Source organism: Subsaximicrobium wynnwilliamsii (assembly GCF_007997225.1).
GTDB lineage: Bacteria > Bacteroidota > Bacteroidia > Flavobacteriales > Flavobacteriaceae > Psychroserpens > Psychroserpens wynnwilliamsii.
Genome location: NZ_VORM01000011.1, coordinates 50,816 through 66,273 on the forward strand (window position 1 = coordinate 50,816; position 15,458 = coordinate 66,273).

Annotated in this window: 14 protein-coding genes and 2 pseudogenes; 7 read left to right on the plus strand and 9 right to left on the minus strand. The window is 39.2% G+C overall.

Features of this window, described 5'->3' with window-relative positions:
• The first annotated feature begins 62 nt into the window (after positions 1–62).
• The gene (locus tag ESY88_RS10805) at positions 63–482 is read left to right on the plus strand and encodes a thiol-disulfide oxidoreductase DCC family protein (protein WP_147086778.1); all 420 of its coding nucleotides are present in this window, start codon (positions 63–65) and stop codon (positions 480–482) included.
• Between the two features lie 839 nt (positions 483–1,321).
• A complete protein-coding gene (locus tag ESY88_RS10810) occupies positions 1,322–2,227 on the plus strand; it encodes an EamA family transporter (protein WP_147086779.1) in 906 nt (301 codons plus the stop codon).
• A gap of 356 nt (positions 2,228–2,583) precedes the next feature.
• Here ESY88_RS10810 and ESY88_RS10815 read toward each other — a convergent pair whose 3' ends face one another.
• Positions 2,584–4,026: a dicarboxylate/amino acid:cation symporter gene (locus tag ESY88_RS10815; RefSeq protein WP_147086780.1), complete on the minus strand. Its 1,443-nt coding sequence runs from the start codon at positions 4,024–4,026 to the stop codon at positions 2,584–2,586.
• Positions 4,027–4,175: 149 nt separating this feature from the next.
• Entirely contained in the window at positions 4,176–5,237 is a 1,062-nt protein-coding gene (gene aroC, locus ESY88_RS10820; protein ID WP_147086781.1) for a chorismate synthase, read from the minus strand.
• Positions 5,238–5,425: 188 nt separating this feature from the next.
• Here aroC and ESY88_RS10825 point away from each other — a divergent pair, with 188 nt between their 5' ends.
• Positions 5,426–6,298, plus strand: coding sequence for a UDP-2,3-diacylglucosamine diphosphatase (locus ESY88_RS10825; protein ID WP_147086782.1), 873 nt, complete (start codon positions 5,426–5,428; stop codon positions 6,296–6,298).
• On the opposite strand, the gene ESY88_RS10830 is transcribed toward ESY88_RS10825, so the two are convergent.
• A complete protein-coding gene (locus tag ESY88_RS10830) occupies positions 6,290–9,217 on the minus strand; it encodes an FAD-binding and (Fe-S)-binding domain-containing protein (RefSeq protein ID WP_147086783.1) in 2,928 nt (975 codons plus the stop codon). The genes ESY88_RS10825 and ESY88_RS10830 overlap by 9 nt on opposite strands.
• A gap of 138 nt (positions 9,218–9,355) precedes the next feature.
• Between ESY88_RS10830 and ESY88_RS10835 the strand changes: the two genes are divergently transcribed.
• On the plus strand, positions 9,356–9,841 hold the full coding sequence (locus tag ESY88_RS10835) for a hypothetical protein (protein ID WP_147086784.1): 486 nt from the start codon (positions 9,356–9,358) through the stop codon (positions 9,839–9,841).
• Positions 9,842–9,917: 76 nt separating this feature from the next.
• Here the strand turns inward: ESY88_RS10835 and ESY88_RS10840 are convergent, their stop codons facing one another.
• The 3 genes from ESY88_RS10840 to ESY88_RS10850 form a co-directional block, all read right to left on the minus strand.
• On the minus strand, positions 9,918–10,433 hold the full coding sequence (locus ESY88_RS10840) for a DinB family protein (RefSeq protein WP_189702584.1): 516 nt from the start codon (positions 10,431–10,433) through the stop codon (positions 9,918–9,920).
• Between the two features lie 84 nt (positions 10,434–10,517).
• Positions 10,518–10,997: an Lrp/AsnC family transcriptional regulator gene (locus ESY88_RS10845; protein WP_147086786.1), complete on the minus strand. Its 480-nt coding sequence runs from the start codon at positions 10,995–10,997 to the stop codon at positions 10,518–10,520.
• Between the two features lie 64 nt (positions 10,998–11,061).
• Positions 11,062–12,198, minus strand: a complete 1,137-nt coding sequence (locus ESY88_RS10850; RefSeq protein ID WP_147086787.1) for a M14 family zinc carboxypeptidase — start codon at positions 12,196–12,198, stop codon at positions 11,062–11,064.
• Between the two features lie 313 nt (positions 12,199–12,511).
• Between ESY88_RS10850 and ESY88_RS10855 the strand changes: the two genes are divergently transcribed.
• The 3 genes and pseudogenes from ESY88_RS10855 to ESY88_RS10865 form a co-directional block, all read left to right on the plus strand.
• Positions 12,512–12,907, plus strand: a complete 396-nt coding sequence (locus tag ESY88_RS10855; RefSeq protein ID WP_147086788.1) for a helix-turn-helix domain-containing protein — start codon at positions 12,512–12,514, stop codon at positions 12,905–12,907.
• Positions 12,908–13,035: 128 nt separating this feature from the next.
• Complete coding sequence (locus tag ESY88_RS10860; RefSeq protein WP_317128681.1) at positions 13,036–13,371, plus strand: hypothetical protein; 336 nt, start codon at positions 13,036–13,038, stop codon at positions 13,369–13,371.
• A gap of 60 nt (positions 13,372–13,431) precedes the next feature.
• Positions 13,432–13,770 (plus strand): annotated as a pseudogene (locus ESY88_RS10865) (TerC family protein); the annotation flags it as partial.
• Positions 13,771–13,890: 120 nt separating this feature from the next.
• Here the strand turns inward: ESY88_RS10865 and ESY88_RS10870 are convergent.
• The 3 genes and pseudogenes from ESY88_RS10870 to ESY88_RS10880 form a co-directional block, all read right to left on the minus strand.
• Positions 13,891–14,214, minus strand: a complete 324-nt coding sequence (locus tag ESY88_RS10870) for a type II toxin-antitoxin system PemK/MazF family toxin (protein ID WP_147086791.1) — start codon at positions 14,212–14,214, stop codon at positions 13,891–13,893.
• A complete protein-coding gene (locus ESY88_RS10875) occupies positions 14,205–14,450 on the minus strand; it encodes an AbrB/MazE/SpoVT family DNA-binding domain-containing protein (protein WP_147086792.1) in 246 nt (81 codons plus the stop codon). Before ESY88_RS10875 ends, ESY88_RS10870 begins: the two co-directional genes overlap by 10 nt.
• A gap of 312 nt (positions 14,451–14,762) precedes the next feature.
• Positions 14,763–15,410 (minus strand): annotated as a pseudogene (locus tag ESY88_RS10880) (MvaI/BcnI family restriction endonuclease); the annotation flags it as partial.
• Positions 15,411–15,458 lie beyond the last annotated feature (48 nt).

Consider the following 15,458-nt stretch of genomic DNA (forward strand, 5'->3'; position numbering starts at 1 on the left):
GTTCAGGTTCAATTTCAACTTCAATATTGGTTATTCAATTCGCTTTCAACTATCTTTGCAACGTGATCAAAGATTTACCAAAAGACAAAAAACTGATTCTTTTCGACGGTGTGTGCAACTTGTGCAATGCCTCAATTCTATATGTCATAAAACATGATAAAAAGGATCTTTTTAGATATGCACCTCTTCAAAGCGAGATTGGTAAACAGATATTGGAGAAATTCAGTATTGATCCTTCCAAAACCGATTCCATTATATTATTTTCAAATGAAAATGGGCTATCCATAAAATCTTCAGCAGCTTTAAAAGTGGCAAAACATTTGGGATTTCCTAGAAATCTATTGGCGGCATTTCTAATTGTGCCAGCCTTCATCCGCAACTGGGTCTACGATTATATTGCAAAAAACCGATATCAATGGTACGGTAAAAAAGAGGAGTGCATGATCCCGACACCAGAACTTAAAGCTAAGTTTTTAGACTAAAAAAGTCCTTTCGGGAAAAAAGGACTTTCTTGATTAACAACTAATTAAACTCATACTATTTCCTATAATTAAGAGGGATTCCGTAATTATAAGCAACTCATGAATAACACTTAATTTAAGGTGTAAATGTACTTGGTTATGGTCCATCCCAAATAATTTATCGATAAATCAACCTAAATAATTGTTGAATTATAAAGACCTGCAAAAATCATCTGTAAGATGCATTGTTTTTAGAGTCGCCAAACGACTATTATTCAAAAAACCATCCTACATCAGTTCAAAGCGAACATGTTCTCTACTGCAATCACAGGTGTATTAAAATTGGCTGCATGTATTTTGCCAATCAACTCGAAACCCCTAAGGCTAGGATATTGATTTTATAAGTTTATCGCCCAAAGGATCGTTATAATCCAAAAGCCTTTTATTTTGAATGTGACCTTCGTTAACAGCTTAACGATTATTGCTAGATCCTTAGCGATATGGACTTTTAAAAAAATCGTCAACAGATAATGGCTCTCGTTTAATCTAGCTTTGCTATTATTAATAATAATTGAAATTATACATCTTTTAGGTTGGCTCAAACCTAGAAAATCTGATTATTCCGTTAGGGTCGGGGGAAAAACAATTGGATTTTCGGCATTTTGTTCTTGCCCCGTCCCTAAAGGGAGCCAAAACGAAGAAAATCGGTTGTTTTAACCATAATAGCCATTTTAAACTAGAGCCTAGATAATCAATTGCTCAATAAAATGGTCTTTAATTCACTTTTCTTGAATAATGCAATTAGAAAGTAGACGCATGTTTATTTTGAATACATTTGCGCATTATTTTTGAAAGACCCCATGAATACAAAATATTACCTTGCCGTGATTACCGCCTTTAGTATTTGGGGCTTTTTTAGTGTGGTTTTAAAGTCCTTGGACGATTTTTCAGCTTTTGATATTTTGAGTTACCGCACCTTAGGCGCCGCAACCATAATGTTGGTAGTCTCGTTATTGCTGCGTCCAAAAGTCTTGAAAAATAGCCTAAACCTATTTAAATCTCTTGAAAAAGTAGACAAGCGTCGTATAGTGATTGTCAATATTTTGAGCGGTTTGTTTTTAGCTCTCAATTGGTACATCTTCATTTATGTCATGAATAATGTGAGCGTGAGCGCCACCTCTCTGGCCTATTTGATCTGCCCTATTTTAACCATGGTTTTGGCCTACCTCATTCTCAAAGAGAAGCTTTTCAAATTACAATGGTTGGCGGTGACTTTAAGTTTTACCGGATGTTTGCTGTTGTCATTGGGCAATCTAACCAACTTATTTTACAGTATGATTATTGCGCTTACCTACGCCTTGTACTTGGTGCTACAGCGTAAAAACCAAGAAATGGATCGGTTTTTAATCCTAACCTTTCAAATAGGTTTTGCTGTACTTTTTCTATTGCCTTTTATAGTGACCCATGAGTCAACAACTGAAAAAACAAATTTCTTTTATGTGATGTTGGCATTGATAGCAGTTGTGTTTACCATAATCCCCATGTTTTTGAACATCTATGCTTTGCGAGGTTTGAACTCGTCGGTAGTTGGTGTTTTTATTTACGTAAATCCGCTGATCAATTTTGGGCTCGCCATTTTTTACTTCGGAGAGAAAGTAACCCCAGTTGAAGGCATCTGTTATGCACTAATCCTGCTTTCCATTTTTCTGTTTAATTTTGCATCACTTAAAAACAGAATTCATAGACGGCGTGCTGCCCATATTTGAAAACATTTAGTGTCCGGTTTATAGTTAAGACACTCCCAAACGGCAGGCAGAAGTTGCGCTACTGGACATAAGACACATGACTTGAAACTGAGCTATAACTCGTTGCAATTAAATTCTTAATCAAATCTCATTGTTTTTTTTTGAATAAGAATGAATCCAGTTGGTGTGAGTTGATTCGGTAAATGGCGATCAATAACCAATAACAAGCCAGTCAATTTTAAACTAACACCGACGCTTGATAATGTCCTATCCTCAAAAATGACAAAAACGGCAGGCCGAAAGGTTTTATAAATTCAGAAATCCGATTGAAAATCAGGCGAAACGAAAGTATAAAAATTTTCAAGGCACACAACCGGCTACGAATCCAAATCAAAAGTTTCGGTAGGGTCTTTTTCCTTATAATCCAGCATGTTCTCACCATCGGCGATAATCGAGCAAACCGTCGCGTCGCCAGTGACGTTTACCACGGTCCTAAACATATCCAAGATACGATCAACCGGAAAGATAATAGCAATCCAGGCAGGGTTTAAGCCCACAGAATCCAATACAATAATCAACATGACCAAACCAGCACTGGGCACCGCTGCAGAACCAATGGATGCTAAGGTGGCTGTCAATACCACCGTAACTTGTTGGCCAATGGTAAGATCTATCATGTGCAACTGGGCCAAGAAGATCACAGCAACCGCTTGATACATGCTAGTACCATCCATGTTTACCGTTGCTCCAATAGGCAATACAAAACTACTTACCTTTTTATTGACCCCTAAATTCTGTTCCACACATTCCATAGTTACTGGAAGTGTCGCAGCACTGCTCGAGGTAGAAAAGGCCAGAGTTTGTGCCGGCCCCATGGATTTAAAGAAGCCACCGTAAGGTATTTTCTTTACAAATACTTTGAGAATGACAGGATAGATCACGAAAATCATTAATAAAAGACCAGCTAAAACCGTCAAGGAATACCAGCTCAATCCTTTAAAAATCTCAACCACTTTTCCAATATCATCGCCGGCCATTTTACTCACAACGCCTGCCAACAAGGCGAAGACAAAAAATGGAGCAGCCTGCATGACGAGGTCCACCATCTTGAGAAACACTTCGTTAATGCCATCAACGATGTTCAAAACAGGTTGTGATTTTTCCGTTGGAATAAATAACAAACAAACCCCAAAAAACACCGCAAAGAAAATAACTTGCAGCATGAGCCCGTTAGTCGATAGCGAATGAAAGAAATTATCGGGCACAATATCCACTAAAGGCTGTAATGGCGTGGTTTCCTTGCCTTTTTCAGCAGATTCCATTTTGTCTTGCACTGCCGCATCCTTCAGTTCAGCATTAGACAAATCTGAAATTTCCTGGGCACGTTTCATAAATGCAGGATCCTTGAGGTAGCTAATGCCGTCCTTGATTTCATACCCCTGAGAATCTGCCCAGATCTCGTAACTAATCCGGTTGTCAATGCGGCTTTGCTCATCAATCAACTTCCCGGGTTTAAAAGTGTTTACCAACAATAGGCCTAATGAAATCGCCATGATCGTGGTCAATAGATAAATGCCTAAGGTTTTACCACCCATACGTCCTAAACTGGAAGGATCCCCAATATTCGCCACGCCACCAATGATCGAAAACAAAACCAGTGGCACAGCAATGAGCTTGAGCAAATTGATAAATATGGTGCCAAAAGGATCGATCCAATTGATGGTAAAGGCGCTCCAGCCCATTGTGCTCGATAAGAGAGCCCAAATGATCCCGAGTACCATCCCGATAATGATTTTCCAATGTAATGCCAGTTTTTTCATAAGCCCATCTGTCCTTCGGACATCTTCCCAAAGGGAAGACATTAATATTTAAATTTCTATATATCCCTTAACTCGGATTACTTAAAGCTTTTCTTTTGGTTGTTTATGTAATTTAAGCTTTAGCCATTATAAGGAATGTTGTTTTTTGTTTAAGACTCCTGCTTTCGCAGGAGTAGGTAATCTGCAAGCACCAATGCTGCCATAGCCTCCACGATGGGTATGGCTCGCGGCACAACACATGGATCATGGCGTCCCTTACCTTGCATTTCAACGATATTGCCAGATGCATCCAAAGCATCCTGTTTTTGAATAACCGTAGCCACAGGTTTAAAAGCGACCTTAAAGTAAATATCCATGCCATTACTTATACCACCTTGTATGCCACCAGAATGGTTGGTTTTTGTGCTGCCATCATCATTGAACAAATCATTGTGCTCGGTACCCTTCATTTTCGCACCTTCAAAACCGCTGCCATACTCGAAACCTTTTACCGCGTTTATAGAGAGCATGGCTTTACCCAACTCGGCGTGCAACTTGTCAAATACAGGTTCTCCCAAACCAATGGGCACATTTTGGATCACACAGGTCACGGTGCCTCCAATGGTATTGCCTTCTTTTCTAATGGCTTTTATTCTGGAAATCATACGTTCCGCAGTTTCTGGGTCCGGACAACGTACGACATTGCTTTCCGTTTTTGAAAAGTCGAGTTCTTGATAAGGTTTTTCTAAGGCGATATTTCCTACGGAAGAGGTAAATGCCTGAATCTTTATATCAGGCATCATCTGCTTTGCAATCGCACCTGCCACTACGCGACAAGCGGTTTCTCTGGCAGAACTTCTGCCACCACCACGGTAATCACGCACGCCGTATTTTTTCTCGTAGGTATAATCGGCATGGCTTGGGCGATACACGTCTTTGATGTGTGAGTAATCCTTTGATTTTTGATTGGTATTGTGAATGGTGAACCCAATGGGTGTTCCGGTGGTTTTTCCTTCAAAAACTCCTGAAAGAAATTCAACCGTATCTGGCTCCTTACGCTGGGTCACAATTTCTGATTGCCCAGGTTTACGACGGTCCATTTCGTTTTGGATGGCTTCAAAATCGAGATGAATCCCGGCAGGACAACCATCTATAATCCCACCAATTGCCACACCGTGGGATTCACCAAAAGTGGTGAGCTTAAATAATTTTCCGAAAGAATTTCCTGCCATATGAATTGAATTTACGCTAAAATAAAGGTAAAAATAGAGAAACAAAAAAAGAATTCGGCAAAGCCTTTGCCTTATGAAGTCATTTTGGTAACAATTGCTTAACAATGTCTTGATTGTTTGTTAATTAGAAAAATTATATCCTTTCAACTCAATTCGATTTATTTGTACAACAAATTGAAACCTAAAACTTGAAAGCAAAACGAAAAGTTGAAATAGCCGTAATTTCAGACGTGCATTTGGGCACTTACGGGTGTCACGCCAAACATCTTCTAACCTATCTCAATAGTATTGCACCAAAAAAACTCATCCTCAATGGGGATATTATTGATATTTGGCAATTCAGCAAGCGCTACTTCCCAAAACCACATCTAAAAGTCATCAAAAAAATCATGGATATGGCTTCCGATGGCGTTGAAATCATCTACATCACAGGGAATCATGATGAAATGCTCAGAAAATTCAGCGATACACACATCGGCAACATTTCCATAGTGGACAAAATAGTGCTTGAAATAGATGGAAAAAGGGCTTGGTTTTTTCATGGCGATGTTTTTGATGCTTCCATCCAGAACGCCAAATGGCTGGCAAAATTGGGCGGTTATGGTTATAACCTTCTCATAGTGTTTAACCAATTCATGAATTGGTGCTTGGAACGTATGGGCAAGGAAAAGTATTCACTTTCCAAAAAAATCAAAAACAGTGTTAAAGGCGCCATCAGCTATATCAATGATTTTGAAAAGGTCGTTGCCGATCTGGCGATTGAGAAAGGTTATGATTACGTGGTTTGCGGACATATTCATCAACCAAAAATGATGTTAAGGGAGACCAAACACGGCAAAACCATTTATTTGAACTCTGGTGATTGGGTAGAAAATTTCACTGCCTTGGAATACCAATTCAAACGTTGGAAGATCTACAATTACAACCAAGATAAGCTGCGTCCATTTTTTGAGGACCACGACCTCAAAGAGATGGACATGAAAGATTTAATCGCAGCCATTACGATCGTTAAGCCCGAAAAAAAGTCAAAAAAAGCCAAAAAATCGAAGGACTCAAACTAAGGCCCTCCTTAAAACAGTGATGGGGTGCAAAGCTTCTCGCGACGTACCATCTTTGATTTGATGTCTGCAACTGGTGCCATTGGCCGAAATCACCACTGAAGCACTGGCCTTGCGTACGGCAGGAAATAAGGTTTGCTCACCAATTTGCATACTGAGCTCATAATGTTCTTTTTCATAACCAAAACTACCTGCCATACCACAGCAACCGCTTGGGATGATGCTAACTTTATAGTTTTTGGGCAAATTCAACACTTTGAAGCTTGACAACTGGTTAGTCAATGCTTTTTGGTGGCAATGCCCATGAAACTTGATGGTTTTGATTTCGTCAGAAAATTGATCTGGTCCAATATGTCCCAAATCGATTTCCATGGCTATGAAATCCTCAATCAAATAGCAGTGTTTGGCGATGTTCTCTGCGGAAGTCTTATCGTTTGCCAACCGTAAATAATCATCCTTAAAACCGAGAATTGCTGAAGGTTCAATCCCTATCAAAGGCGTTTCGGCAGACACTTTATCCTTGAATAATGCAATATTTTTATTGGCCAAATCTTTGGCCTTCTCCAATAAACCTTTGGATATAAAGGCGCGGCCGGATTCTTCATTATCAATAACTTTAACCTCATAATCCAAAGCAGTCAATAATTCAATGGCATCCTTACCTATGTTTGCATCCAAATGATTTGTAAACTCATCCACAAAAAAGTAAATCGTTTTTTTGTAATTTTCTCTATAATTTTGGTTTTCAATACAATGAAACCATTTATATAAACTTTGAGTTGAAAGTAATGGCAAACTCCGTTCTGAAGCTATCCCAAAGGATTTTTTAAGGATAGCACTGGTCAAAACGTTTGAAAATAAAAAGTTGGTCAGTCTTGGAACATAACTTCCGAAGCCATTTAAGCTATTGTTATAGGCAAATAATTTGGTGCGCAAACTTATGCCATTCGCTTTTTGATACTGGTATTGGAATTCTGCTTTCAAGCTAGCCACATCAACACTGCTGGGGCACTCAGTAGCACAGGCCTTACAGCTCAAGCACAAATCAAACACGTCTTTGAGCTCTTCATGGTCAAATTTATTCTTCTTATCAGACTGTGTCAAGATTTCCCGAAGCGCGTTGGCTCTGGCCCTGGTGCTATCTTTCTCATCCCTGGTTGCCCTAAAACTCGGGCACATGGTGCCGCCAAATTGAGGCAGCTTCCTGCAATCTCCTGAGCCGTTGCACTTTTCGGCTTCACGTAAAATACCCAAAGACGATGAAAAATCCATGAGCGTTTCCACTTCTGGCTCTATACGATCTGGGACGTAACGCAGGTTCTCGTCCATGGGTAGCGCATCGGTAATTTTGCCAGGATTGAAAATATTATGTGGGTCAAAGGCAGATTTGATTTGTTTTAATAGTTGATAATTCGCCTGACCTATCATGAGCGGTATAAACTCTGCCCTAACGATGCCATCACCATGCTCACCGCTCATGGAGCCTTTGTAGCTTTTGACCAAATGCGCCACTTCGGTTGTGATTTTTCTAAAAAAGACCACATCGCTCTTTTTCTTAAGATTCAAAATAGGCCGCAAATGCAACTCGCCAGCTCCGGCATGCGCATAATAGACCGGTTTTTGCTTATAGCTTTCCATGAGTTTTGAAAAATCTGCAACATAGTTGGCTAAATCGGGAAGGGCGACGGCCGTATCTTCAATGCAGGCAGCGGTTTTTTGATCCCCTATGAGATTGCCCAACAAGCCTAAGCCTGCTTTTCTCAGCTCAATGGCCTTATCTATGTCATCGCCAGACAGCACGGGATTGGCGTAGCTCAATTGGGATTGTTGCAAAGAGGCTAATAAGGCACCCGCTTTTTTTGCCGCTTCAGTCTTAGAACTAGCTCTAATCTCGCACATCAAAATAGCCTCAGGATCACCCTCCACAAATTGCCTGTTTTCTTCTTGTTTTTTATTGTGTTTGGTAAGGTCCAGTATGGTTTTATCCATCATCTCACAGGTGTAGAGATCATGTTCCATTACCAACGAGACGGCGTTTAGGCAATCGGCAATGCTCCTAAAATGGGCAGCAACCAAAAGCGGTTCCTTTGGTGGTAATTGGTCAAGTTTTAAGGTAATTTGTGTGGTAAATGCCAAGGTGCCTTCGCTGCCAGTCAATAGTTTGCACATGTTAAACGGTAGGCCTTCTTGGGAAAATATTTCGGTTTTAATAAGCTCATCAATGGCGTAACCTGTATTTCTTCGGTGTATTTCTGGTTTTGGAAATTCTGCAATGATTTCGTTCTGGACTGCTTCCGGCGATAATTCCGCATAAAGCGTTCTGTAGATATGGCCTTCCAAAGTGTTCAGCTTTGTTTTGTTTTCAAAGCCTTCCGAAGCCATTTCAGAAAAGACCACTTCGCTGCCATCACTCAAAAAGGTCTTCAACTCCAAAACTTTGTCCCTGGTGACTCCATATTGAATGGACGTGGTGCCAGACGAATTATTGCCTACCATCCCACCTATCATGCATCGGTTGGAAGTGCTTGTGTTGGGCCCAAAAAACAGGCCAAATGGCGCTAAAGCCTGATTCAGTTCATCCCTAACCACACCAGGTTGCACGGTAGCCGTTTTTTCCCTTTCGTTGATATCTATGATTTTATTGAAATGTTTTGACACATCCACCACGATACCCTTCCCTACACATTGCCCTGCCAAGGAAGTGCCAGCAGTTCTAGGAATCAAGGAGGTTTGATGGGTTTTGGCAAAATCGATAAGCAATTTGAGATCGGCCTTATTCTTGGGGAACGCAACTGCCAAAGGTAACATGCGGTATACCGAAGCATCGGTGGCATACAAGGCCTTCATCAAATGGTCACTATGCAACTCGCCTGATAATTGCAATCTCAAATCATCCAAAGCCTGTTTTGGCAATTTTGTCATTTCGGTTACTATTTTAATCAATCTTGTTATAATATTCTCTTAAAACAGAAGTAAGAGATTAAATTTCAATTAAGTTTGCTACTGCAAAAACACGACCCTTAGGCAGGGTCAATTTAAGTTAAATTAAAACTCTAAAATATGAAAAAAGTATTTTTATTAGCAGTAACATGCATTGGATTTACATTGGCAGCTACTGCACAAGACATCTCAGACAACGCCATAGGACTACGGTTGGGCGATAGCGGTGGTTTTGGAGCAGAAGTGTCTTACCAAAGAGCTTTGGGCGGCAACAATCGTCTTGAGATTGATTTGGGTTTGAGATCTGGCAACGATTATGATGGCTTCAAGCTCGCCGGTATCTACCAATGGGTATGGAATATTGAGGGCGGATTCAACTGGTATGCTGGTGCTGGTGGTGGTTTAGGCTCTTACAGTTATGACGACAGGGGTCCCGGTAATGATGATAATGAAACTTTTGTCTTTGTGGCCGGAGATATTGGTATTGAGTATAATTTTGATTTCCCTTTACAATTATCGCTTGACGCAAGACCAGAGTTAGGTTTTGGCGATTATCGTGATGATTTGGACTTCGATATTGCATTGGGCGTAAGATATAGATTCTAAGCAAACCGACACTTACATATAAGCAAAAGCCACCCAAAATTGGGTGGCTTTTTTTATACTTAATTTGATCTTGAATTTATAAATAGCGTTGCTTTATGATGTCGCAATGATGTGTTTCATGGCCAACAATGATAAATCCCACTGCCCTAGCCGAGAGATTTTTATCGCTTACCGTGCCGATTTCCATGAGCATGCCGGGATCAAAACTCTTAAACAACAAGATGGTTGTTTGCCGTAGCGCCTGGTATTCCATAATGAGATCTTCAAAAGTACGCCTGTTGGCCAACGAGTGCACTGCAAAACTTTCGTGATCATAACCAGGCAGTGCCGTTTGATCCTTCCGCGCTACCCTAAGCGCTCTGTTCGCAAATATGCGCTCAGTGTCAATAAGATGCTGAATGATTTCTTTTATGGTCCATTTACCCGCTTCATATCGATATTCCAATAGATCCCTTGGGATGGCTTCTAAGAACTGTGTTGTGATTTTACCGCTATTTACAAGACCATCAATCAAGTCAAGCGAACCTGACTTTTGGATATAGGCTTGAAAAAAGGTATTGTATTCGGTACTGTTTAAATCGTCTTTTGTCATGATTTGCTGCTTTAAGTATGTTCATAAAAAAACCCTTGCGCCAATGACAGCAAAAGGGTTTTTGAAATTTATGCAAAGTATAAATTACATTTCGTTAAAAATGGTGTGCATCAATCGTTTTTTGTCATTGAGGCTTTCTTCCATGGAAATCATGGTTTCTGTTCTGTAAATACCTTCAATATCATCCAACTTGAAAATAATGTCTTTGGCGTGCGAGGTGTCTTTCGCCCTAACCTTACAGAATACATTAAACTTACCAGTGGTAATGTGAGCTACGGTCACATTGGGAATCTCAGCAATGCGTTCTAACACAAATTTAGTCTGGGAGGTATTATTAAGGAAAATACCCACATAAGCAATAAAGGAATAGCCAAGTTTCTTATAATCCAAAGTTAGCGTTGAACCCTGAATGATTCCCGCTTCCTCCATTTTTTTCACTCTTACATGAACCGTACCTGCAGAAATGACTAATTTTTTAGCGATATCTGTAAACGGAATACGCGTATTATCAATCAACATATCTAAAATTTGATGATCTACTTCATCTAATTTGAACTTTGCCATTTTGAATTATTTTTAAATTATTTACAAAATTAAGCGATTTAAAGTAATAAATATGCATTATTAATCAGATAAATTTCGGTTTTAATGCTATTTTCTCATTATTCATCATTACGCAAACGATTTCGGAACCCACTTTGAGTACTTCCTTTTTTTCTGAAAGCACTTGTTGATTATTGGCCTGCAATTCAAGGTGTGCAAATTCTGAATTCAATGGTCCGATTTTTACGACTTTAGGCACAAAATCCACGCTTTGACCCACCAAGCGCTCCTCATATTGAATGGCAATATCCTGTTGCTTGGTATTTCGAATAATGACATCATAAAAACACTTCTCATTTCTAGGGATATCCAAATACGACGAAAAGTCGTTCGTTGAAACCTCGGGAGTTGCTATGTGCTCCATGGCCACGAGCAAGGACTGGAAGATGAATTGCCTAGTGATTTCGCGCTGGTAATCTTGCTTAAACTGCCCAGCCTCAAACAAAATGGTTGGCGCTAAAGCTTGAAAGGTGTCTCCAACACAATTGGCGTTATAGGCATCATCATACACACCCACTTGCCCTGGGATTTGCTGTTGAAGATTCGCATTCATTTGCGCAATGAGCGTCATGGCCTTTTTCCGGTTTGGAGTTAGGGAAATTTCGGCATCTTCCGCGGGAGACAAAAAAGACACTGTTGCCGATGCATTGCAAGCTCCTGCCCCAAAAATGCTGCGTTGATCATGCAGGTTAAAGCAATAATCGGGCTTAAACCGATCAAAAACATCTCTTAGAATCCTGCTTTCTGGCTGTGATAAGGCTTGCGCATCCCTATTTAAATCGATAGTGTTCGCATTGACTCTTGCATAGGCTTCGGCGCCATCGGGGTTTAAAATGGGAATGACCTTTATGGTGCAGCGACTTAAAATCTTGGCTGCAAATTCGTTCTCAGCACTCAAAACATTCAGCAAATCAATTACGGACTTTGTAGTCGTGCTTTCATTACCGTGCATTTGGGACCACAAAAAAATCTTTGTGGAGCCAGAACCAATAGTGAGTGATATAATAACCCTGTGCTCAACCGAGACCCCTAAATGGTTCAATCTAATTTTTGGCGACAGTTTATCGCGCCAAGTTTTTAAGGAGCTATTGTTAAGGTATCGCCCGAAAATCGAGGGCTCTTTATAACGCTCGAATAGGCTTTTTTGTTCGCTGATGTTCATCTATTATAATTAGTGTTGACAAAGGTAAACAAACAGATTGTTACATTTGTAAACAATGAAAATCGCGATATTTTGCTGAATGGTTTACATTATTCAACAGTGTGGCATTTGAAATAGGCGCTATTATAACAAATAAGTTTCTCAGAATAAATATAAGCACTATAAAATTAATAATCAATTTATTAAGTCAAAGCACATAAAGCTTAGGTTTTATCTTAATTTGATATTTTAAAGCTTTATGTTGGGCTTAATATTTAATTGTTTACATTTGTAAATGAATAAAAGCGCTTAGTCTTGTTTACAATGTTATACAATGATAAATACCGAAGAATTTGTAATTAGACTTCAAAAAGTGATCGATCACTACGGTGAATCGGCCTCTTCCTTTGCAGAAAAAATCGGAGTGCAGCGCTCTAGCATTTCCCATATTCTTTCCGGAAGAAACAAGCCCAGTTTGGATTTTGTGCTGAAGGTGCTCGCCTCCTTTCCTGATGTTGAGTTGTATTGGTTATTGAATGGAAAAGGTCATTTCCCTTCCGAAGAAAAACATCCTGAAGTGGCAACGGTTTCAAAAGTCAGAACAACTACTGAAAACGAAACAGGAGCCAAAACAGCGGTCAAAACTAATTTAGGCATACAGGATAAAAGCATTGAGCGCATCGTTATTTTCTACACAGACGGTAGTTTTAAAAATTTCGAGGATTCTTGAATTTTATGATTTATTTGATTTTGCGTGATGGCATTAATCAGTAGGCATTTCGTAATTTTGCAAAAACCTTTTACATGCACAAGTTTCTTATTTTCCTGCTTCCCCTTCTGTTTCTGAATTGTTATCAAGTGGAACGCAATTGCGCCGACTTCAAAACAGGCACCTTTGAGTTTAAATACATGCTCGATGGCGTAGAGAAAACAGGCACATTCACAAGAACCGAAGACCTCAATATTGATTTTTATGAGAACAGGATTGATTCTGCGTCAGTCCGGTGGATCAATGACTGCGAGTTTATTCAGAAGAAATTAAATCCGAAAAACCAAGCAGAGGAAAGAGCCATTCACATGAAAATCATTAGCACTTCTGAAGATCACTATACATTTGAATACCAATTGGCCGTAAAAATGCCTTATAAGAAGCAACGCGTTGAAAAAGGTACCGCAACCAAACTAAACGATTGACATGTGGGATTTCTTTTTGAGTAGTGAGGCCATTATGGCGCTACTTACCTTGACTTTTTTGGGATGACCAATGGTTTGCACCCAAATCACAATTACACTTTGGTGCTCATGATCATTGCGGTTGTGATTTCCATCGTCATAATGATTGCTTTTGCAAACCCGATAAGACGTTTTATAGATAAAAACCCAAGCATTCAAATGTTGGGCTTGGCCTTTTTGATTTTGATCGGCTTTATGCTCATTACCGAAGCGGCTCACCTCTCCAACACTCAGTTTTTTGGCAATACCGTAGGCGCCATACCAAAAGGTTATCTGTATTTCGCGATTGCATTCTCACTTTTTGTGGAATTCCTGAACTTCAAGATGTCCGAGAAAAAGAGCAGCAAAAAAAAAGCATAGGTGTATTGGCTATGATTAGTTGAGTGTGCAGCTTTGATAAGGCAATTGCTTTGCTTAGGGAGAAGTCCTCTATGTTTGTTGACTTCCAATTTATAATGGCTGTTTTGTAAGGACTACGCCTTAATCAACGAAGGTTTCTCGGATAATAGCCTTGCATTTTTGTATTTCTGATTTCGATAACCGGTCAAAACTTTTTAGTATGCGTGACTTGTCAATCGTACGAATTTGATCGATCGCAATCATGCCCTTTTTGTCCTTATGCTTAACCGCAATTCGTGTGGGGTACTTTTTCAAATTGGTCGTCATGGGTGCAACGACAATGGTGTTTAGAAACCTGTTTATTTCATTGGGTGATATGATTACATAAGGACGCGTTTTCTTGATTTCACTACCTATCGTAGGGTTGAGATTTACAAGGATGATGGAGTATTGTTTTAATTCCATTCCTCAAAATCTTCATCTTCGAATACGTCATTGAATAATAACTGGTCGTCGTTATTTTTTCGCATTTTTTCGAAGGCTTTCTCCCAATTTTTTCTTGGGCTGTCGATTGGCTTTAGTATAATCCGATCTTTTTCCAATATCATTTCGACTTTGTCCGTAATATTATACGTTTCCAAAATGGTTTTGCTTAAGCGCAAGCCTTTTGAAGTTCCTATTTTGATAATTGCTGTTTCCATAACTATTTTTTGTGGTCAAAAAGTGCTTGCAATTTACTGAATCTGCAAGTTTTTTTTATCAATGGCAACGGATTTGCATAAAATTAGTTGTGTGATTCAGCATGTAATTTGGCAAATAAGATGGTTCGAATAGAGAATCTGCGATGATTTTCGCAAGTAATTAAGAAGCAATTAATTATATACATTTATATAAGCTGCCTTTTCTTTGACGTTAACTTGCTACCTTTGGCAAAGACATACTCTTTTACAGTTTTGGTTTAGCGTAGATGGTGCGACTGGAAATGTGTATTTCTTTCAGCGTTGGGAATTCCGTTATGCCATTAAATTGTAATTCTCACTCGGTGGAAACAATAAATCTAGACAATTTGCATTGAGTTTAAAATTACAACCTTTGTCTATGACCTTACCACTTGGCATTCTCTTAATTGGATAATCCATTGTTATAGCTCCAGTTTCTACTAGAATTTCAAATTTATCAACCATTGGATTTCTTGTGTGTTCTACCTCGATGAAATGGAAATATTCGTTGTTATCTTCAATCTTACTTTCTGCTTTAATCCAAAAAGTCTCTTTATGTTTTTTTAATAAGGCCTTGCGCAGCGTTTCTAGTTCCCAAACTAGAAAATCGCCAATTTCTGGTTTATCGGAATTCTCAACAAGCCAGTCTTTTTTATCCTCAATTCTTAATATTAAACCTTGTACATTTCTCCCAGTTCCTCGCATTGTGTTATATAAACGGAAAATACCTTTTTCCCAATATCCGAAAGTATCTAAAATTTCGACTCTTGATTTGAATTTGCTTAAATTCCAATTCGGTGTTTTACCAAACAATCCTTTTCTGTTATTCCTAGCATCTCTAAAAGATTTAAGTTCGATTCCTTTATAATCTGGTGCTTTAGAAGAATTCATTTCAATTCCAAGTAAGGATTCTATAGTTCTTCCGATTCCCGTATCTGAATTGAACTCAGATTTAGTTAATAATAATTTGGGCGTTACCTAAGGGTCGGG